The following is a 19,047-nucleotide window of genomic DNA, read 5'->3' as shown; positions in this document are numbered from 1 at the left end:
ACATGGACAAGCCCGTCGTCTACGGCGCGGACTACAGCGTCTATGTGCGCATCGTGCGGCTGGTGCTCGAGGAAAAGGGCGTCGGCTACGAGCTGGTGCCCGTCGACATCTTTGCGGCGGACGGCATTCCCGGCTGGTACTTCGAGCACCAGCCGTTCGGCCGCATCCCAGCCTTCGAGCATGACGGCTTTCGCCTTTACGAGACCGGCGCGATTGCCCGTTATGTCGACGAAGCCTTTGACGGCCCGGCGCTGCAACCGGTCGAAGCCCGGCCTCGATCACGCATGAACCAGATCACCGGCCTGCTCGACGCCTACGCCTACAGGGCCATGGTCTGGGATGTCGCCGTCGAGCGGCTGGAAAAAACGCCGCCCGACGAAGCCGTGATCGCCAACGGGTTGAGGCAGGCGAGAACGGCATTGCAGGCGCTGTCTTCGCTGAAAGCCGAAGGGCCTTGGCTGTTGGGGACGGAACTGACGCTGGCCGACCTGCACGCCGCACCGATCATCGGCTATTTCGTCAAGGTCGCCGAGGGGCGAAAACTGCTGGCGGAGTTTGCCGATATCCAGGATTGGTATGTGCGCATCGCGGCGCGTGCGGGTTTTGCGAAGACCGAAAAGGCAGAGTGAGGAGACAAGCATTCGGCAATAGGCCTTCTGGTGATTAGCGAAAGCCGAAGTGACATCCAATCTCCCCCTTGCGGGGGAGATGTCCGGCAGGACAGAGGGGGGTGTGAAGGATCGCTAACCTTCGACTGATCCTTTCCAATTGGGAACGGCCTGAGAACGTGGCTCCGATTGGGCTGGCAGTCGGAGGGACAGCACCCCCCTCTGCCCTGCCGGGCATCTCCCCCGCAAGGGGGGAGATCGGCAGCTTCGCCGAAGGCGACCCACTGCGAAATACCGCTCAATCGGGAAGGTAGATCTCCGCCTTCATAAAGGTCTTCGCACGGCCTGTGATCAGCACGCGATCTCCGGCCAGCTCGCATAGCAAGTGCCCGCCGCGTTGCGAGCATTGGAATGCCGACAGATGCGTCTTGCCGAGTTTTTCAGCCCAGTAAGGCACCAGCGTCGCATGAATGGAGCCGGTTACCGGATCCTCGGGAATGCCTGCTCCGGGCACGAAATAACGCGAGACGAAATCATGGGCCTGCCCAGGCGCGGTAATGACCAAGCCGAGAGGATGAAAACGTCCGATCCTGAGCAGATCGGGAACGAAAGATCGCACGCTTGTCTCGTCGGCAAGCTCGACAAACAGGTTCTCGAAATTGCGGAAGCCCGCAACCGTCCGCTGAGACAATATCGCTTGCAGCGCCGACTTCAGCTCTTCCTCGACGGGCTGCGGCGGAAAACACGGCAGATCGAGCTGATAGGCCCCTTCCCGCTGGGAAACCCGCAACTCGCCCACCCGGGTGGCGAAGGCCATTTCGCCCTGACCACTGTATTCCGTGGTCAGCACATGGGCGGCCGCAAGAGTGGCATGGCCGCAGAAGTCGACTTCATGGACCGGCGTGAACCAGCGCAAATCCCAACCTTTGCCATTCGCCCGCACAAACGCCGTTTCGGCAAGATTGTTTTCGTTGGCGATGGCCTGCATTACCTGCTCCGGCAGCCACTCCTCCAAAAGGAGAACGGCGGCAGGGTTGCCCTGGAAGGCCTGTTCGGCAAAGGCGTCGACCTGATACATCGTCAGCGTCGGCATATCAGGCCCTCAAGGATGTCCGCTGGGCGGCGCGCCATTTCGGCCGTGCCCGCCCCCGGTGCAGGTTCACGCCGCCTCGAGAGCCGCTTTCACCGCAGCGATCGCGTCTTCGGCCTTCGAGCCGTCCGGGCCGCCGGCCTGGGCCATATCGGGTCGACCGCCGCCGCCCTGCCCGCCCAAGGCCGCGGACGCGACGCGCACCAGATCGATTGCGCTGAAGCGGCCGGTCAGATCATCGGTGACCGCGACGACGACGCTCGCCTTGTTGTCCTCGCCGGCGCCGACAAAGACGACGACGCCGGAGCCGAGCGACTTCTTGCCGGCATCGGCCAGCGGCTTCAAATCCTTTGGCGAGACGCCCGATACCGCCTTGCCGAGAAAACCGACACCGGCAATCGTTTCGTTTTCCGCAGGCACACCGGCTGGCGAGCGATCGCCGAGCGCCAGTTTCTTGCGCGCCTCGGTCAGCTCCTTTTCGAGCTTCTTGCGCTCGTCGAGCAGTGCCTCGACGCGGGCCGGCACATCGGCCGGCGAAATCTTCAGCGCGGCGGCGGCCGCCTTCAGCCGCTTGTCCTGCTCGTCGAGATGCTTTCTGGCCGCCTCGCCGGTCAACGCCTCGATGCGGCGCACGCCGGCAGCGACCGCGCTGTCGGACACGATGCGCACCAGGCCGATATCGCCGGTCGCCCTGACATGGGTGCCGCCGCATAGCTCGACCGAATAGGGCCGGTTGGCCTTGGCGCCATGCAGGCCTGTGCCCATCGAAACGACGCGCACCTCATCGCCATATTTCTCGCCAAACAGCGCCATGGCGCCTTCGGCAATGGCGTCGTCGACCGACATCAGGCGCGTGGTTACAGGGCTATTCTGAACGACGATTTCGTTTGCCATGCGCTCGACCTCTTCGAGCTCGTCCGGCGAGATCGGCTTGTTGTGGGAGATGTCGAAGCGCAGACGCTCGGGCGCGACCAGTGAGCCCTTCTGCGCCACATGGGTACCCAGCACCTCGCGCAGCGCCTCATGGATCAGATGCGTGGCGGAATGGTTCGCGCGCAGCCTGGAGCGGCGCGCGTGGTCCACCCTCAGCTCGACGGTCGCGCCCGTCTTGACCGTGCCGTTGGCCACCTTGCCGACATGGACGGAAAGCCCATCGGCCTTCTTCTGCGTATCGGATATCTCGATCGAGAACCCGTCGCCTGAAATGACGCCGGTATCGCCCATCTGGCCACCGGACTCGCCATAGAACGGCGTCTGGTTGACAACCACGGCAACGGCGTCGCCTTTGCCGGCACTGTCGACGGTCTTGCCGTCCCTGACCAGCGCCTGGACGAGGCCTTCCGCCTGCTCGGTCTCATAGCCCAGGAATTCGGTGGCGCCGTTCTCCTCACGCACCGCGAACCATACCGTTTCGGTTGCGGCCTCACCGGAACCAGCCCAGCTTTTGCGCGCCTCCGCCTTCTGCCGCTCCATCGCCTCGGTGAAGCCGGCAAGGTTGACCGAGATGTTGCGCTGGCGCAGCGCGTCCTGCGTCAGATCGAGCGGAAAGCCATAGGTGTCGTAGAGCTTGAACGCTGTCTCGCCATCCAGCATGTCGCCGGAGACCAACTTTTCCGTCGCCTCCGAAAGCAAGCCCAAGCCTCGCACCAGCGTCTTGCGGAAACGAGTTTCCTCAAGCTTCAGCGTCTCGGTGATCATCTGCTCGCCGCGCACCAGTTCCGGGTAGGCTTGGCTCATCTCGCGGACCAGCGCCGGCACCAGCTTCCACATCAGCGGCTCATTCGAGCCGAGCAACTGCGCGTGGCGCATGGCGCGGCGCATGATGCGACGAAGCACGTAGCCCCGCCCTTCGTTGGACGGCAGCACACCGTCGGCGACCAGGAAGCAGGACGAACGCAAGTGGTCGGCGATGACGCGGAACGATGCGACGGTGTCCGCATCCGGACCGCGGCCAAGCGCCGACGACGCAGCGTCGATCAGGTGGCGGAACAGGTCGGTCTCGAAGACGCTTTCAACCCCTTGCAGGATGGAGGCCATGCGCTCGAGGCCCATGCCCGTGTCGATCGACGGACGCGGCAGGTCGACGCGCTCGTCCTTCGTCACCTGTTCATACTGCATGAACACCAGGTTCCAGAATTCGAGGAAACGGTCGCCATCCTCCTCGGGACTGCCGGGAGGGCCACCCCAGATGTGCTCGCCACGGTCGATGAATATCTCCGAACACGGCCCGCAAGGTCCGGTGTCGCCCATTGCCCAGAAATTGTCAGAGGTCGGGATGCGGATAATGCGATCGTCGGAAAAGCCGGCGATCTTCTTCCAGTAGGCGGCGGCCTCGTCGTCGGTGTGGTAGACGGTGACCAGCAGCTTGTCCTTCTTCAGCCCAAATTCCCTGGTGATCAGATTCCAGGCAAGCTCTATGGCGCGTTCCTTGAAATAATCGCCGAAGGAGAAATTGCCGAGCATCTCGAAGAAGGTCAGGTGGCGCGCGGTGTAGCCGACATTGTCGAGATCGTTGTGCTTGCCCCCGGCGCGAACACTCTTCTGGGCAGTCGTCGCACGCGAATAGGGCCGCTTCTCCAGGCCGGTGAAGACGTTCTTGAACTGCACCATGCCTGCATTGGTGAACATCAGCGTCGGGTCGTTGCGCGGCACCAGCGGGCTCGACGCGACGACCTCGTGACCTTCCTTGCGAAAATAGTCGAGAAATGCCGACCGGATCTCGTTGACGCCACTCATGAATACTGCCTTTTCGAGAGAACCGCCGGCTGCCGGCGGAAAATAGACATGGCCTTTTAGCGGTCGCACCGCAGCCTGTCCAGAAACACCAAATGGGCTCAAATCCCGGCTTTCACCGGCGCTTTGAAATGCGTCTGACTCGCCGTCAAACGCCAACCGCCGGCACGGGGCCGGCGGTTCAAAATGTACCGATTACGCAAACTCAAAATCAAAACATCAAATCCGAACCTGGCTGACGCTCCGGGAGGCGTCGCTTTTCCTACATCGCCCCGGCGTCGTCCTCGAAACCGTCGTCGCTGCTTTCGGAGCCGCCGTTCTCAAGGAATTTCTCGGCGATCAATCCGGCATTCTGCCTCAGCGCCAATTCGATCTCGCGCGCCGTGTCGGGATTGTCGCGCAGGAACAGTTTTGCGTTTTCGCGGCCCTGGCCGAGACGCTGCGAATTATAGGAGAACCAGGCGCCCGACTTTTCGACCACGCCAGCCTTGACGCCGAGATCGACCAGCTCGCCGGTCTTGGAGACGCCCTCGCCATACATGATGTCGAACTCGACCACCTTGAAGGGCGGCGCCAGCTTGTTCTTGACGACCTTGACGCGGGTCTGGTTGCCGACGACCTCGTCGCGATCCTTGACCGAGCCGATGCGGCGGATGTCGAGGCGGACCGAGGCATAGAATTTCAGCGCGTTGCCGCCGGTCGTCGTCTCGGGCGAACCGAACATGACGCCGATCTTCATGCGGATCTGGTTGATGAAGATGACCATGGTGTTGGAGCGCGAGATCGAGGCGGTGAGCTTGCGCAGTGCCTGGCTCATCAGGCGGGCCTGCAGGCCGGGCAGCGAATCGCCCATCTCGCCTTCGATTTCGGCCCGCGGCGTCAGCGCCGCCACCGAATCGACCACCAGCACGTCGATGGCGCCGGAGCGCACCAGCGTGTCGCAGATCTCCAGCGCCTGTTCGCCGGTATCGGGCTGCGAGATCAGCAGGTTTTCGAGATCGACGCCGAGCTTGCGGGCATAGACCGGATCGAGCGCATGCTCGGCATCGACAAAGGCGCAGATGCCGCCCTTCTTCTGGGCTTCGGCCACCGTGTGCAGCGCCAGCGTCGTCTTGCCCGAGCTTTCCGGTCCGTAGATCTCGACGATGCGGCCGCGCGGCAGGCCGCCGACGCCAAGCGCGATGTCCAGCCCAAGCGAGCCGGTCGGCACCGTTTCGATCTCGACGACCTGCTCGTTCGCGCCGAGCCGCATGATCGAACCCTTGCCGAAGGCACGCTCGATTTGCGACAGCGCCGCATCCAGAGCCTTTGATTTGTCCACCGCTTTGTCCTCTACAAGCCGCAAAGAATTCTGAGCCATGATACATCACCCCGTGGTCGTCAATGGAGGCCGGACAATCCCGCAATCCTTAAAAGAATGTACCTCGTTTGTTCTCATTTGTCAATGAGCCCCAAGGATTTGAAAAATAACGGATATCCATATTTGTTCTATTTTTGTTTCGCAATTTTGCTTCCGGACGCATCCCGCCTCGCATGCGGCGCCGTTGCCGTCACCATCCGAATCGCACCCGCGATTGCAGGGTTCCGTCCGGCGACCTAGTCTCCTCCCGGGCAACAGCAAAGGGCATTTTGCCGGCATGATGAAATCCCCGACGATCCTGGCCGTGGGTGGCGCCTATATCGAGCGGCGCGGCCGGGTTGCCGGCGCCTTCGTGCCGGCCGCTTCCAACCCCGGCACGATGCGCGAGCATGTCGGCGGCGCCGTCTTCAACGCCCTACGCTGTGCGGTGCGGCGCGGCGTCTCGGCCTCGCTGCTTTCGGTGCGCGGCGGCGATGCCCCGGGCGACACGGTTTTACGCGCCGTCACCGAGGCCGGCATTGCCGATTTGTCGGCGGTGTTCCTCGACCGAGCAACGCCAAGCCATACGATGCTGGTCGATAGCGACGGCAGGCTGATCGCCGGCCTTGCCGACATGGTGCTCTACGAGCTGGCGCTTCCCAAGCAGATCCGCCGCGCCAAGGTGCGCGAAGCGATCGATTCAGCCGACGCGGTGTTGTGCGACGCCAACCTGCCGTCTTCCGCGGTGGAGCGGCTGGCTGCTCTCGCCGCCGGCAAGCCGGTGTTTGCGCTTGCCGTCTCGCCCAGCAAAGCGGCGCGGCTGACGCCGGTGCTTAACCTTCTGGCACTCGCCTTCATGAACCGGCACGAGGCCGGCGTGCTCGCCGGCGTCGACATCGATGCTGATGATCAAGGCATCGTCGACGGCCTGAGACGCGCCGGTCTGAAAAGCGGCGTGGTGACCGCCGGCGATGATCCAGTGCTCGGTTTCGACGAAACCGGCGCATTTTCGATCCTGCCACCGCCGATACACAAGCGGGCGGATATGAGCGGCGCCGGCGACGCGCTGGCAGGTGCCACGATCGCCGCCCGGCTGCGCGGCCTGACGCTGCGCGCGGCACTGTGCGAAGGCGTTGCCGCAGCTATGCTCACCGTCGAGAGCGCCGCTTTCACCAGCGCCGGCTTTGCCGAAGCGCTGGCGCTCGTGCCCGAGGCGCGGAACCTGGCGTGAAATGCGGCCCAGAATTGCCGAAGCCATGGTGCAGCCTATTTGCCGGCGCGCCGTCCTGCCTCGTAGGCGCGGCGCGCCCAGATCGCCATCTCGTCGGGATCGTCGAACGCGCTGTCGGGAACGCTCCAATAGGGCATCGACACCAGCTTTCCGTGGCGCGAGCCGGTATAGGTCCATTGCCGGCAGCCGGCCGCTTCGAAATCCGGGGCGCTTTCGGCGTCGGCCTTCAGCATCAATTCGCCACGGATGACAATGGCGACGATGACGCCATCGAAATAGATGCCCTTGCCGCCGAACAGCTTGCGGATGCTGACCGGGCCGAGGCCTTCGAAAAGCTCTTCTATGCGCTCGTTGTCCATGGCGCGATCATGTCACCGGGATTTCCCCTTGTCATCGCCGCTACCGGCACCATCCTGACAAGTTCAGAATCAGTTTCATCGGAGTTTTTCATGCCGCTTCTGCTCAAAGGGTCCTGCCGGTGCAATGCCGTGCGTTTCCAGGTGGAAAGCCACACGCCGGTGCCGTTCATGCTGTGCTACTGCTCGATCTGCCGCAAGCAGCAGGGCGGCGGCGGTTTCGCCATCAATCTCGGCGCCGATTACGAGACGCTGAAAATCGAGGGCAAGCGCCATCTCGGCGTCTACCGGGCCGAGATCGAGGACGACGAGCACCCGCAACGCGAGATCTCGACGGGCGAACGGAACTTCTGCACGAAATGCGGGACGGCACTCTGGCTCTACGATCCAACCTGGCCGGAGCTGGTGCATCCGTTTGCCTCGGCAATCGACACAAACCTGCCGAAGCCGCCGGAGAAGGTGCATCTGATGCTGAAATACAAGGCGAACTGGGTCGAGCCCGATATCGGCAAGGGCGACAAGGTCTTCGATGTCTACCCGGAAGAGTCGATCGCCGACTGGCACAAACGAACCGGGATGTGGGTGGATTAGCGTTTCTTCTCCCCGTTCGCTATCGCGTATGGGCAAGCGCCCCCTCACCCGGATTGCCAACCGAATTGCGAAGGGCAATTCGGGGCAATCCGACCTCTCCCCGAGGGGAGAGGAAGTCGCCAGCGCTGGCGCCAGCCTCTTCTCCCCATCGGGGAGAAGGTGGCCCGAAGGGCCGGATGTGGGGGCTCCCGTATGCGATTGCCGCCGGGGACGGCGAAGGAAAAGCCTCAGGCCGAAGCGCGGGCTTCGGCCAGTGCCTTCAAATCGGCGGGCTTCAACTCGACCGATTCGCCGCAGCCGCAGGCCGAGCTTTGGTTCGGATTGCGGAAGGTGAAGCCGGTGCGTAGCGTCGTCTGCTCGAAATCCATCTCGGTGCCGAACAGGAAAAGGGCTGCCTCGGGCGCGACATAGACGTGGGCGCCGTCGCGCTCGATATGATCGTCCTTAGTGTTGGGCTCGGTCACCAGGTCGACCGTATATTCCATGCCGGCGCAGCCGCCCTTCTTGATGCCGAGGCGAATGCCATGCGCATTCTCACGGGTCGCGACGATCTCGCGCACCCGGTCGGCAGCCTTTTCGGTCATCGTGATGACGGCAAAGCGTCCCATTCTTTCCTTCTCCATTGCGCGCAGGTTCAAGGTCTGCCGAATGATTCCTCACCTAAAATGGTGAAGTTTTGTACCCGGCGCAAGTGCGCCAGCCTTTGGCTGGTCGGATGCTAGTACCACCCCACCGCTACCTGTGCCTCTTCCGACATGCGGTCGGGCGACCAAGGCGGGTCGAAGGTCATGTTGACCTCGACGCCGGAAACGCCTTCGACGGCGCCGACGGCGTTTTCGACCCAGCCCGGCATTTCACCGGCCACCGGGCAGCCCGGCGCGGTCAGCGTCATGTCGATCTTGACCGAGCGGTCGTCCTCGATGTCGATCTTGTAGACGAGGCCGAGCTCGTAGATGTCGGCCGGGATTTCGGGGTCATAGACCGTCTTCAGCGCCGAGACGATGTCGTCTGTCAGCCGCGCCAATTCGTCGGCGGGGATTGTCGATCCGGAAACCGCCGCATTGGTCGTCGTTTCCGAATTGGTCTCGGCGGTGTGGCTGGCATCATCCATGGTCGTCACCCGAAGAACTTTCGCGCCTTTTCCAGCGCATCGGCCAAAGCATCGACTTCGGCCCTGGTATTATACATGCCGAACGACGCCCTGCATGTGGATGTTACGCCGAAGCGTTTCAACAGCGGCTGGGCACAATGCGTGCCGGCGCGCACCGCCACGCCCTGCCGGTCGATGACCATCGACACATCATGCGCGTGGATGCCCTGCAGCTCGAACGAGATGATGGCGCCCTTGCCAGGCGCATCGCCGAAGATGCGCAGCGAGTTGATGGCGCGCAGTTTTTCATGCGCATAGTCCTTCAGATCGGCCTCATGGGCGGCGATGCGCTCGCGTCCGATCTTTTCCATGTATTCCAGCGCCGCACCCAGCCCGATCGCCTGGACGATCGGCGGCGTGCCGGCCTCGAAACGGTGCGGCGGGTCGTTGTAGGTGACGATGTCTTGCGTCACCTCCTCGATCATTTCGCCGCCGCCCATGAACGGGCGCATCCGCTCCAGAATATCCTTCTTGCCGTAGAGCACGCCGATGCCCGACGGGCCATAGACCTTGTGGCCGGTGAAGACGAAGAAATCGCAGTCGAGATCCTGCACGTCGATCGGCATATGCACGGCACTCTGGCTGCCGTCGACCAGCACCGGAATGCCGCGGGCGTGCGCAATGCGCACGATCTCCTTGATCGGCGTGACCGTGCCCAGCGCATTTGACATATGGGTAATGGCAACCAGCTTGGTGCGGTCGGTCAGCCGTTTTTCGAATTCCTCGATGTGGAAGACGCCGAGATCGTCGACCGGCACCCAAACCAGTTTTGCGCCCTGCCGCTCGCGGATGAAATGCCACGGCACGATGTTGGAGTGGTGCTCCATGATCGACAGCACGATCTCGTCGCCTTCGCCGATATTGGGCATGCCGAAGCCATAGGCGACGGTGTTGATCGCCGCCGTGGTGTTCGAGGTGAAGACGATGTTGTCGGTGCTCGGCGCGTTGAGAAATCTCTGTACTATCTTGCGCGCGTTCTCATAGGCGTCGGTCGCGGCGTTCGACAGGAAATGCAGGCCGCGATGGACGTTGGCGTATTCCTGGGAATAGGCGTGCTGGATGGCGTCGAGCACAGCCTGCGGCTTCTGCGCCGAGGCGCCATTGTCGAGATAGACCAGCGGTTTGCCGTAGACTTGCCGCGACAGGATCGGGAAGTCGCGGCGGATCGCCTCGACGTCGTAGGGAATGTTTTCGACTTTCTGGTCCATCACAAGCTCTCTCGAGGCATCGCCTCATTCCGTCCAGCACCCCTCGGCCAATTCTACCCGTGCGTCAAAAACCAATCGTCGAGCCGTCGTTCCAGCGCCTCGACGATGGCCTCGTCGTCCAGTTCCTCGATCACTTCGGCGACGAAGGCCTTGACCAGCAGGCCGCGCGCGGTCTTCTCGTCGATGCCGCGCGCCATCAGGTAGAACAGATGGCTGTGGTCGATCTCGGTGACGGTCGCGCCATGGCCGCAAACGACGTCGTCGGCGAAGATTTCAAGCTCCGGCTTGGTCGAAAACTCACCGTCGTCCGACAACAGCAGCGTGTTGCAGGCCATCTTGGCGTTGGTCTTCTGCGCATATTGGTGGACGTTGATACGACCCTGGAAGACGCCGCGCGCCTTGCCGGTCACCACGTTGCGGATGACTTCGGTCGAGGCGGTGTGCGGCACGGCATGGTCGAGCACCATGGTGACGTCGGTATGGGTGTCGCCGGCCAAAAGATTGATGCCGCGCAGCGTGAAGTCGGCGCCCTCGCCGGTCGTCCTCACGACGACCTCCTGGCGCACCAGCTTGCCGCCGGCATTCATGACGAACAGCGTCAGTTTCGAATTCTTGCCGAGATGCGCCTTGAACTGGGCGAGATGTGTTGCCGTATCCGGCTGCTCCTGCACGATGAGCCATGTCACTTCGGCGCCCTCGCCAAGCACAAGCTGGCTGACCGAGCTGACCAGCGCCGCCCCCTCGCCCGCCTGGCGCTCGACGATGACAGCCTTGGCGCCGGCACCGACGCGGACGGCCAGGCGTACATGCGTCTGTCCACCGGCCTGCAAATTCTGCAGCTCAAGCGGCTTTTCCAGTTCGGCACCGTCGGCGATGTCGACGAAATAGCCGTCGGCGACAAAGGCGGTGTTCAGCGCGCCGATCGCGTCATCGGTGCCATAGGGATCCAACCCCGGCGCGATGCTGCCGTCGGTCAGCTTCTCCGACAGGCGCTGTACGGCGACGCCTTCGATATCGGGCAGTTTCGCGCTCGAAACCCCGTTCAGGACCGGCAAAACCGAGGAGTCTTCGACGATCGGCGCAATGGCTTTCGCGACCGCTGCCGGATCGAAGTCCGGCACCGAGGTCAGCAGCCGGCGCAGGTCCGTATAATGCCAGGATTCGATGCGCCGCGTCGGCAGGCCGCCCTTGATCGCCTCGATGGCATCGTCGCGCTTCAGCATCACCGCGCCGTCGCCGGGCAGCAGCGACAGCCGCTCGCCAAAGGCGTCGATCAGCGCCGTTTCGGCCAATGTTCGCTGGGGTGTCGTGTGCATGTTCATCAGTATCGCCTTGTTTGGCTTGCCTTCCGGGCCTGCTGGCATCTCACGCGGCTTGCCCGATCACGCCGGCATAGCCATTGGCCTCGAGATCGAGCGCCAGCGACTTGTCGCCCGACTTGATGACCTGCCCCCTGTAGAGCACGTGCACCGTATCCGGCACGATGTATTGGAGCAGGCGCTGGTAGTGGGTGATGACGACGATGGCCCGGTCCGGCGAGCGCAGCGTGTTGACGCCGTCCGCGACGATCTTCAGCGCGTCGATATCGAGGCCGGAATCGGTCTCGTCGAGGACGCACAGTTTCGGCTCGAGCAGCTTCATCTGCAGGATCTCGGCGCGCTTCTTCTCGCCGCCGGAAAAGCCGACATTGAGCGGCCGCTTCAGCATCGCCATATCCATGTTGAGCGAGGCCGCTGCTTCCTTCACGCGCTTGAGGAATTCCGGGATCTTCAGCGGTTCCTCGCCGCGCGCCTTGCGCTGCTCGTTCATCGCCACTTTCAAAAATTCCATCGTCGCCACGCCCGGTATCTCCATCGGATACTGGAAGGCGAGGAAGATGCCGGCGGTTGCGCGCTCGGCCGGATCCATTTCGAGGATCGACTGGCCGTCATAGAGGATATCGCCCTCGGTGACCTCATAGTCCTCGCGGCCGGCGAGGATATAGGACAGCGTTGACTTTCCCGAGCCGTTGGGACCCATGATAGCGGCAACCTCGCCGGCCCTGACCGTCAGGTTCAGGCCGCGGATGATCTCGGTGCCGTCATCGACGATGCGGGCGTGCAGGTTTTTTATCTCAAGCATTTTTTCTTTTTCCTGAAAATTCTTATCCGGTCAGCCGACCGAGCCCTCGAGGCTGATGCCGATCAGCTTCTGCGCCTCGACCGCGAATTCCATCGGCAGCTGCTGGATGACGTCCTTGACGAAGCCGTTGACGATCAGCGCGATCGCCTCTTCTTCCGGGATGCCGCGCTGCATGACGTAGAACTTCTGGTCGTCGGAAATCTTCGAGGTGGTCGCCTCATGCTCGAACTGCGCCGTCGAATTCTTGGCTTCCATGTAGGGCACGGTGTGTGCGCCGCACTGGTCGCCGATCAGCAGGGAATCGCAATTGGTGAAGTTGCGGGCGTTGGTCGCCTTGCGGTGCGCCGAGACCTGGCCGCGATAGGTGTTCTGCGAGAAGCCGGCGGCAATGCCCTTGGAGATGATGCGGCTCGACGTGTTCTTGCCGAGATGGATCATCTTGGTGCCGCTGTCGACCTGCTGGTAGCCGTTCGACACGGCGATCGAATAGAACTCGCCGCTGGAATCGTCGCCGCGCAGGATGCAGCTCGGATATTTCCAGGTGATGGCGGAGCCGGTCTCGACCTGCGTCCACGAAATCTTCGAGCGATGGCCGCGGCAGTCGCCACGCTTGGTGACGAAATTATAGATGCCGCCCTTGCCTTCGGCATCGCCGGGATACCAGTTCTGCACCGTCGAATATTTGATCTCGGCATCGTCGAGCGCGACCAGTTCGACCACCGCGGCATGAAGCTGGTTCTCGTCGCGTTGCGGCGCCGTGCAGCCTTCGAGATAGGAGACGTAAGCCCCCTCCTCGGCGATGATCAGCGTGCGCTCGAACTGGCCGGTGTTCTTCTCGTTCATGCGGAAATAGGTCGACAGTTCCATCGGGCAGCGTACGCCCTTGGGCACGAAGACGAAGGAGCCGTCGGTGAAGACGGCCGAATTCAGCGTTGCGTAGAAATTGTCGGAGGTCGGCACGACCGACCCGAGATATTTCTTGACCAGTTCCGGATGCTCGCGGATCGCTTCCGAGATCGAGCAGAAGATGACGCCGGCCTGCGCCAACTCCTTCTTGAAGGTGGTGACGACGGAGACCGAATCGAACACCGCGTCGACAGCGACGCGGCCCGACTTGTAGACATTGTCGCTGGCTTCTTCGAGCTCCGAGGCATCGGTCTTCTGCACGCCGGCGAGGATTTCCTGCTCCCTGAGCGGAATGCCGAGCTTCTCGTAGACCTTCAGCAGTTCGGGATCGACGTCGCTGAGCGAGGTCGGTCCGGGCGTGCTCTTGGGCGCCGCGTAATAGTAGAGGTCCTGAAAATCGATCTTGGGATAGTGGACGCGCGCCCATTTCGGCTCGTCCAGCGTCAGCCAGCGGCGATAGGCTTCCAGGCGCCATTCCAGCATCCAGGACGGCTCGTCCTTCTTCGCCGAAATGAAGCGGATAATGTCTTCGCTCAGGCCCTTGGGGGCCTTGTCCATCGCGATTTCGGTCTGGAATCCGTATTTATACTGGTCGACATCGATCTTTCGAACTCGATCGATCGTCTCCTGCACAGCAGGCATCAGCGTTCTCCATCCACGCCGGGGTCAAGGCCCGGCAGTTTTCAAACTATGGCACCGCAAGCGAGCACCCCTGGGCACCCGAAGTGGCGTAAGTTTTATATAGTGCGTTCATGCCGGAAATTCACCCGGCCAAATGCGAACGCACGGCTCTACCAGGCCGTAAGGCCCAAATGTCACGTTGCCGCGCTCAGGCGGCCTTTTCCCTGTTTGCCCGCCGCGCGACGATCGTCGCCAGCGCCGAACGGAACAGCTCGATATCTTCAGCGCCGGTCGCGTGACCTATCGACACGCGCAACGCGCCAAGGCTGTCGCCACGACCCATGGCCTTCAGCACGTGGCTCGGCCCGACCTTGCCCGATGAACAGGCCGATCCAGCCGACAGCGCCACGCCGGCCAGGTCGAAGGCGATCTGCGCCGTCTCGGCCTTGATGCCGGCAATAGCGAAGAATGTGGTGTTGGCAAGCCTTGGCGCGCCGGTCCCAAAGAATTCGGCATCCGGAACCAGCGTTTTCACGATCGCCTCGATTTCGTCGCGACGTTGCCGCACCGCATCGATCGTTTGCAAGCCGGCAAGCGCCTCACGCGCCGCCGCGCCAAACCCGGCAATCGCCGCCAGGTTTTCGGTGCCGCCGCGATGGCCCTTTTCCTGGCCGCCGCCGCTGACCAGCGGCTTCGGCATCATCAAGTCCGACGCCGCGACAATGGCACCGACGCCCTTGGGGCCGCCGATCTTGTGCGACGAGAGAATCAAATAGTCAGCGTAACCCGCTGACATATCGAGCGGAATGCGGCCGGCCGCCTGCACCGCATCGACAACCAGGATGCCACCCGCCGCCTTGACAATTTCGGCAATGCGGCCAACCGGCTGGATCACGCCGGTCTCGTTGTTGGCGGCGTGGATGGCTACCAGCGGCAAGCCGTCGGCCTTGTCATGCGCACCGAGCGCTGCCGCCAAGGCGTCGAACCTGACGATGCCATCGGCGTCGACGCCGATCCGCGTCACCTGCGCCGCAGGGAAGCGCCCGCCATTCAGCAGGCAGGGATGATCGGCCTCGGACACGTAAAGCCGGCTCATGCGGACGGCGCCGCGCCCCATATGCCAATCCGGGGTCAGCAGCGTCGAGGCCGCTTCCGTAGCGCCGGAGGTGAACACGACATGCTCGGCTTTGGCGCTGACCAGTCGCGCCACCTCGCGCCTGGCATCCTCGATCAGCCGCCGTGCAGCGCGGCCCTCGGCATGGACCGAGGACGGGTTGGCGGCGACGTCGAGCGCAGCGACCACGGCCGCACGCGCCGAGGCAAGCAGCGGCACGCTGGCGTTGTAGTCGAGATAGGCGCGTGCTCCGGCCATTTCCGTCCAACTGGTCCCTTCAAAAGCCGTTCCGCGAAGATAGCGCGTTATTTCCTTGAAATTGCAAGGCAAGACGTCCTATTTACGCGGCTTGCGGCGCGGGTGGCCGAGCCACAATTTTTTGGCCGCCCAGTTTTGAACAATTCTAAACTAGCTTCTAGAAAGACGCTCGCCCTGCGTCAAGGCCTAGGGAAGCCTGGGGCCTAGGGAAGATTGGGGCCTAGGGAAGACTGGGGCCAGAGGAAGAGTTGTTCCGGGCGCCGCGCAATTTATGCCAAGTGGAGTATTTCATGCCTGAGGTCATTTTCACCGGTCCGGCCGGCCGCCTGGAGGGTCGCTATCAGCCCTCGAAGGAAAAGAGCGCGCCGATTGCCATCGTCCTGCACCCGCACCCCCAGTTCGGCGGTACGATGAACAACAAGATCGTCTACGACCTCTTCTACATGTTCCAGAAGCGCAATTTCACCACGCTGCGCTTCAATTTCCGCGGCATCGGCCGCAGCCAGGGCGAATTCGACCACGGCACCGGCGAGTTGTCCGACGCTGCCGCGGCGCTCGACTGGGTGCAGTCGCTTCATCCGGATTCCAAGAGCTGCTGGGTTGCGGGCTATTCGTTCGGCTCGTGGATCGGCATGCAGCTTCTGATGCGCCGGCCCGAGATCGAAGGCTTCATCTCGATCGCGCCGCAGCCCAATACCTATGATTTCTCGTTCCTGGCACCCTGCCCGTCGTCCGGCCTGATCATCCACGGTGACGCCGACAAGGTCGCGCCGCCCAAGGACGTGCAGGGCCTGGTCGACAAGCTGCACACGCAAAAGGGCATTACCATCACCCAGAAGACCTTGCCCGGCGCCAACCATTTCTTTGCCAACCATGCGGAGCTTTTGATCGAGGAATGCGCGGACTATCTCGATCGCCGGCTGGCCGGGGAATTGTCCGACCCACGGCCGAAGCGGCTGAGATAGTCGGCGATGTACCAACCGCCTCACTTCCAGGAAACACGGCCGGACGTCCTGCACGGGCTGATCCGGGCGCATCCGCTTGGCCTGCTGGTGTCGAACGGCACCGAGGGGCCGGTCGCCAACGCAATTCCCTTTCTTCTAGACGCCGATGTGCCGCCGAACGGCAGGCTGCGCGCCCATTTGGCCAAGGCCAATCCGCAATGGCGGCTTTTGGCCGACAATCCCCTGGCGCCGGTGCTGGTCGTCTTCCAGGGCGCCGATGCCTATGTGACGCCGTCCTGGTATGAGACCAAGCGTGAAACCGGCAAGGTGGTACCGACCTGGAACTACGCCATCGTCCAGGTGCGCGGCATCGTCAAGGTGATCGAAGACCAGGATTGGTTGGCCGAGCAGATTTCCGATCTGACGATGTCGCAGGAGGGCAATCGCGCGGCGCCGTGGGCGGTGACCGATGCGCCGGCTCCCTTCATCCAGTCCCAGATCAAGGGCATTGTCGGCCTGGAGATCGCGATCACCGAAATCAGCGGCAAATGGAAAGTCAGCCAGAACCGGCCGGCCGCCGACCGCGTCGGCGTCGCCGAGGGGCTCGAGAGCGAGACCGTCAACTCGGCCGATATGATCGAACTGGTAAGGTCCTACGGCGGGCTGGACGGCAAGTAATCTCGATCGGCTTAGGCCGGTTGCGGGCTCAATCGACCTTGGTCATCGCCGCCTTGCGCTCGTTGGCGATCAGCCAGAGATTGCGGATATAGATCAACAGGCCCATGGCCTGGCCGGCGATGAACACCGGATCCTGACGCTGGATGGCGTAGATCAGCAGCAGGCCGCCGCCGAACAGCGAAAAAAACCAGAAGGCGATCGGCACGACACTGCGCTTGGCCTTTTCCGACGCCACCCACTGCACCAGAAAGCGCATGGTGAAGAAGAACTGGGCGACGAAGCCGAGCAGGACCCAGGCATCGAATTGCTTGACGAAAACATCGTGAAGCCAGGTCGCCAATTCCTGAAGCACGTTACCCATGCCTGATTTCCTCTACTTTGGGCATTCTGCGGCGCCTGCGGCGCAGCCACCAGACGCCGGCAAGATCGAGCACGCCCTGCAGGCCGCGATCGAAGATGCCGTAATTCGATTTGCCGTGGCGGCGGGAGCGGTCGACGACGTCGCAATGGACGACGCGGTAGCCCTCCTGGATGACCAGCGCCGGAACAAAGCGGTGGGTGCCGTCGAAGAACGGCAATTTCCTCAAAATATCGGTATGGATCGCCTTGAGGCCGCAGCCGGTATCCCGCGTCTCGTCGTGCAGGATGGCCTTTCTCAGCCCGTTGGCGAAACGCGACGCCAGCTGCTTGATCTTGCTGTCGCGGCGCTTCAGACGCTGTCCCTGCGCAGCCCCGACGTCGGGACCAGCCTGCCGGAGCGCGTCGATCAACACTGGGATATAGCCGGGGTCGTTCTGGCCGTCGCCGTCGATGGTGGCGACGATATCGCCGCGCGCTGCCCAGGCGCCCGAGCGTACCGAGAGCGACTGGCCGGCGGATTTCGCATGCCTGAGATGGCGCAGCGGAAACGCGCGAAGCGCTGCCTGAGCGGCAAGGACCGAAGGCGTGTCGTCGGTCGAGCCATCGTCGACGACGATGACCTCGAAGTCGCGGCCGGCCATGGCAGCGCCGATCTCGTCGAGCAGAAGCGGCAGGTTCGCCGCCTCGTTCCGGCAAGGAATGACGATGGATATCTCCGGCATCTCGACTCTGTCACAGGATATGGCATTCGATCGATGCCGCGCGGTCCAGCGGATGAGCCCCGCTGGTGCGGCGCCTCATTACGCCAGCCGAAACGAGGACGCAAGCAGGCGCGCCGGAAGTGTAGGATGATCGCTTCAGGTTTGGATGGCCTCCCACGTTACCCGTTCCGGGGAGAGCCGCTTGTCTCGCGACGCGCGGCTCTCCCTTCTCCCCTTGTGGACCTGTTGCGCAGTCATGAGCAAAAGCTTGCGGCGGCGGGGTTGCGGCGGTTGTTCGCTTGTTTGCGGGGGATTTGACGTCTTGTTTGGGGTTTCAGGCGGTCGTCCGACCCTGTATGGGCGGAACTCAGGCGCACCTATCCCGCGATAGCGGCCCATCGGCGCATGTTGAAGGCGATCGCCGCCATCGTCACCTGGGCGGTCGCCTTGGCCAGCCCGACATAGCGGATCGTGGTCAGCTTCATGCGGCACTTGAGGGTAGCAAAGGTGGTCTCCACCGCCGCCCGGCGTCTGGCGATCAAGCGATTGTAGTGCTTGAGACGCGGCGGCAGCTGCGGATGATGCTTGTTGGGGCGGCGCGCGATGCGCACCTTCTTGCCTTCGGCCTTGAGCCGGGCGCGGCGGGCATGGGTGTCGTAGGCGGCGTCCGCCCAAACCGTCTTCTCGTCGCCGCAGATCAAGGTGTCAGCCACGACCGTGTCGTTGACGTTGGCTGGTGTGGTGATCACCGTGCGGATCAGGCCAGAGCCCTCATCCACTCCGACATGAGCCTTGTAGCCGAAGGTGAAGCCGCCCTTGCCCTGCCGCGCGGTAATGCGGGCATCTGGATCCTTCGACGGCCGCTCAAGCGTCGGCGGTGACGAGACCGCATTGATCAGCGTGGCATCCAGCATCGTGCCACGCTTCAGGATCACGCCGGCCTTCTCCAACTACCGGTCCAGTTCGCCAAACAACTTATCGAGCAGACCTTCGCCGACAAGCAGATTGCGAAAGCGCGAAAGCACCGTGTGATCGGGA

The 19,047-nt window shown here is 62.8% G+C and carries 18 protein-coding genes and 1 pseudogene; 5 read left to right on the top strand and 14 right to left on the bottom strand.

Features of this window, described 5'->3' with window-relative positions:
• The first annotated feature begins 2 nt into the window (after positions 1–2).
• The gene (locus NKI50_RS19200) at positions 3–629 is read left to right on the top strand and encodes a glutathione S-transferase family protein (protein WP_023717369.1); all 627 of its coding nucleotides are present in this window, start codon (positions 3–5) and stop codon (positions 627–629) included.
• A gap of 277 nt (positions 630–906) precedes the next feature.
• On the opposite strand, the gene NKI50_RS19195 is transcribed toward NKI50_RS19200, so the two are convergent.
• From NKI50_RS19195 to recA, 3 genes are all read right to left on the bottom strand, one after another.
• A complete protein-coding gene (locus NKI50_RS19195; RefSeq protein ID WP_352481174.1) occupies positions 907–1,701 on the bottom strand; it encodes a PhzF family phenazine biosynthesis protein in 795 nt (264 codons plus the stop codon).
• Positions 1,702–1,767: 66 nt separating this feature from the next.
• Positions 1,768–4,434 (bottom strand): alanine--tRNA ligase, encoded by a 2,667-nt coding sequence (alaS, locus tag NKI50_RS19190; protein WP_352641104.1) that lies wholly within the window; start codon positions 4,432–4,434, stop codon positions 1,768–1,770.
• 259 nt (positions 4,435–4,693) lie between these two features.
• Positions 4,694–5,791 (bottom strand): recombinase RecA, encoded by a 1,098-nt coding sequence (recA, locus tag NKI50_RS19185; protein ID WP_023717366.1) that lies wholly within the window; start codon positions 5,789–5,791, stop codon positions 4,694–4,696.
• 277 nt (positions 5,792–6,068) lie between these two features.
• On the opposite strand from recA, the gene NKI50_RS19180 reads away from it, so the two are divergent.
• The gene (locus tag NKI50_RS19180) at positions 6,069–7,001 is read left to right on the top strand and encodes a carbohydrate kinase family protein (protein WP_352641102.1); all 933 of its coding nucleotides are present in this window, start codon (positions 6,069–6,071) and stop codon (positions 6,999–7,001) included.
• A 35-nt stretch (positions 7,002–7,036) separates the two neighbouring features.
• Here the strand turns inward: NKI50_RS19180 and NKI50_RS19175 are convergent, their stop codons facing one another.
• Entirely contained in the window at positions 7,037–7,360 is a 324-nt protein-coding gene (locus tag NKI50_RS19175; RefSeq protein WP_023717364.1) for a TfoX/Sxy family protein, read from the bottom strand.
• 90 nt (positions 7,361–7,450) lie between these two features.
• On the opposite strand from NKI50_RS19175, the gene NKI50_RS19170 reads away from it, so the two are divergent.
• Positions 7,451–7,948, top strand: a complete 498-nt coding sequence (locus NKI50_RS19170) for a GFA family protein (RefSeq protein WP_352641100.1) — start codon at positions 7,451–7,453, stop codon at positions 7,946–7,948.
• A gap of 227 nt (positions 7,949–8,175) precedes the next feature.
• Here the strand turns inward: NKI50_RS19170 and sufA are convergent, their stop codons facing one another.
• The 7 genes from sufA to NKI50_RS19135 form a co-directional block, all read right to left on the bottom strand.
• Positions 8,176–8,556 (bottom strand): Fe-S cluster assembly scaffold SufA, encoded by a 381-nt coding sequence (gene sufA / locus NKI50_RS19165; RefSeq protein ID WP_006206001.1) that lies wholly within the window; start codon positions 8,554–8,556, stop codon positions 8,176–8,178.
• 110 nt (positions 8,557–8,666) lie between these two features.
• Positions 8,667–9,059 (bottom strand): SUF system Fe-S cluster assembly protein, encoded by a 393-nt coding sequence (locus NKI50_RS19160; RefSeq protein ID WP_023717362.1) that lies wholly within the window; start codon positions 9,057–9,059, stop codon positions 8,667–8,669.
• A 5-nt stretch (positions 9,060–9,064) separates the two neighbouring features.
• Positions 9,065–10,306: a cysteine desulfurase gene (locus tag NKI50_RS19155; RefSeq protein ID WP_352495793.1), complete on the bottom strand. Its 1,242-nt coding sequence runs from the start codon at positions 10,304–10,306 to the stop codon at positions 9,065–9,067.
• Positions 10,307–10,359: 53 nt separating this feature from the next.
• On the bottom strand, positions 10,360–11,628 hold the full coding sequence (sufD, locus tag NKI50_RS19150) for a Fe-S cluster assembly protein SufD (protein ID WP_352481178.1): 1,269 nt from the start codon (positions 11,626–11,628) through the stop codon (positions 10,360–10,362).
• Between the two features lie 43 nt (positions 11,629–11,671).
• On the bottom strand, positions 11,672–12,427 hold the full coding sequence (gene sufC / locus NKI50_RS19145; RefSeq protein WP_023717359.1) for a Fe-S cluster assembly ATPase SufC: 756 nt from the start codon (positions 12,425–12,427) through the stop codon (positions 11,672–11,674).
• A 30-nt stretch (positions 12,428–12,457) separates the two neighbouring features.
• Positions 12,458–13,975, bottom strand: a complete 1,518-nt coding sequence (sufB, locus tag NKI50_RS19140) for a Fe-S cluster assembly protein SufB (RefSeq protein ID WP_352643927.1) — start codon at positions 13,973–13,975, stop codon at positions 12,458–12,460.
• A 187-nt stretch (positions 13,976–14,162) separates the two neighbouring features.
• Positions 14,163–15,326, bottom strand: a complete 1,164-nt coding sequence (locus NKI50_RS19135; protein ID WP_352643926.1) for a cysteine desulfurase family protein — start codon at positions 15,324–15,326, stop codon at positions 14,163–14,165.
• A gap of 290 nt (positions 15,327–15,616) precedes the next feature.
• Here NKI50_RS19135 and NKI50_RS19130 point away from each other — a divergent pair, with 290 nt between their 5' ends.
• Both NKI50_RS19130 and NKI50_RS19125 read left to right on the top strand, forming a co-directional pair.
• Positions 15,617–16,291: an alpha/beta hydrolase gene (locus NKI50_RS19130; protein ID WP_023717356.1), complete on the top strand. Its 675-nt coding sequence runs from the start codon at positions 15,617–15,619 to the stop codon at positions 16,289–16,291.
• A 6-nt stretch (positions 16,292–16,297) separates the two neighbouring features.
• Complete coding sequence (locus NKI50_RS19125) at positions 16,298–16,948, top strand: FMN-binding negative transcriptional regulator (protein WP_352495791.1); 651 nt, start codon at positions 16,298–16,300, stop codon at positions 16,946–16,948.
• A gap of 28 nt (positions 16,949–16,976) precedes the next feature.
• Here the strand turns inward: NKI50_RS19125 and NKI50_RS19120 are convergent, their stop codons facing one another.
• The 3 genes and pseudogenes from NKI50_RS19120 to NKI50_RS19110 form a co-directional block, all read right to left on the bottom strand.
• Positions 16,977–17,309 (bottom strand): lipid-A-disaccharide synthase N-terminal domain-containing protein, encoded by a 333-nt coding sequence (locus tag NKI50_RS19120; protein WP_023674681.1) that lies wholly within the window; start codon positions 17,307–17,309, stop codon positions 16,977–16,979.
• Complete coding sequence (locus NKI50_RS19115; protein WP_352717322.1) at positions 17,302–18,030, bottom strand: glycosyltransferase family 2 protein; 729 nt, start codon at positions 18,028–18,030, stop codon at positions 17,302–17,304. Before NKI50_RS19115 ends, NKI50_RS19120 begins: the two co-directional genes overlap by 8 nt.
• Positions 18,031–18,386: 356 nt before the next feature.
• Positions 18,387–19,047: pseudogene (locus tag NKI50_RS19110) on the bottom strand (IS5 family transposase); the annotation flags it as partial.

This window comes from Mesorhizobium sp. M0563, from assembly GCF_040321065.1.
Classification (GTDB): domain Bacteria; phylum Pseudomonadota; class Alphaproteobacteria; order Rhizobiales; family Rhizobiaceae; genus Mesorhizobium.
This window is presented reverse-complemented; position numbering and strand designations above follow the sequence as displayed.

Bases quoted from the DNA above. Each gene is read 5' to 3' on its own strand.
- NKI50_RS19200 (WP_023717369.1), top strand. From the start codon at position 3: ATGGACAAGCCCGTCGTCTACGGCGCGGACTACAGCGTCTATGTGCGC.
- NKI50_RS19195 (WP_352481174.1), bottom strand. From the start codon at position 1,701: ATGCCGACGCTGACGATGTATCAGGTCGACGCCTTTGCCGAACAGGCC.
- alaS (WP_352641104.1), bottom strand. From the start codon at position 4,434: ATGAGTGGCGTCAACGAGATCCGGTCGGCATTTCTCGACTATTTTCGC.
- recA (WP_023717366.1), bottom strand. From the start codon at position 5,791: ATGGCTCAGAATTCTTTGCGGCTTGTAGAGGACAAAGCGGTGGACAAA.
- NKI50_RS19180 (WP_352641102.1), top strand. From the start codon at position 6,069: ATGATGAAATCCCCGACGATCCTGGCCGTGGGTGGCGCCTATATCGAG.
- NKI50_RS19175 (WP_023717364.1), bottom strand. From the start codon at position 7,360: ATGGACAACGAGCGCATAGAAGAGCTTTTCGAAGGCCTCGGCCCGGTC.
- NKI50_RS19170 (WP_352641100.1), top strand. From the start codon at position 7,451: ATGCCGCTTCTGCTCAAAGGGTCCTGCCGGTGCAATGCCGTGCGTTTC.
- sufA (WP_006206001.1), bottom strand. From the start codon at position 8,556: ATGGGACGCTTTGCCGTCATCACGATGACCGAAAAGGCTGCCGACCGG.
- NKI50_RS19160 (WP_023717362.1), bottom strand. From the start codon at position 9,059: ATGGATGATGCCAGCCACACCGCCGAGACCAATTCGGAAACGACGACC.
- NKI50_RS19155 (WP_352495793.1), bottom strand. From the start codon at position 10,306: ATGGACCAGAAAGTCGAAAACATTCCCTACGACGTCGAGGCGATCCGC.
- sufD (WP_352481178.1), bottom strand. From the start codon at position 11,628: ATGAACATGCACACGACACCCCAGCGAACATTGGCCGAAACGGCGCTG.
- sufC (WP_023717359.1), bottom strand. From the start codon at position 12,427: ATGCTTGAGATAAAAAACCTGCACGCCCGCATCGTCGATGACGGCACC.
- sufB (WP_352643927.1), bottom strand. From the start codon at position 13,975: ATGCCTGCTGTGCAGGAGACGATCGATCGAGTTCGAAAGATCGATGTC.
- NKI50_RS19135 (WP_352643926.1), bottom strand. From the start codon at position 15,326: ATGGCCGGAGCACGCGCCTATCTCGACTACAACGCCAGCGTGCCGCTG.
- NKI50_RS19130 (WP_023717356.1), top strand. From the start codon at position 15,617: ATGCCTGAGGTCATTTTCACCGGTCCGGCCGGCCGCCTGGAGGGTCGC.
- NKI50_RS19125 (WP_352495791.1), top strand. From the start codon at position 16,298: ATGTACCAACCGCCTCACTTCCAGGAAACACGGCCGGACGTCCTGCAC.
- NKI50_RS19120 (WP_023674681.1), bottom strand. From the start codon at position 17,309: ATGGGTAACGTGCTTCAGGAATTGGCGACCTGGCTTCACGATGTTTTC.
- NKI50_RS19115 (WP_352717322.1), bottom strand. From the start codon at position 18,030: ATGCCGGAGATATCCATCGTCATTCCTTGCCGGAACGAGGCGGCGAAC.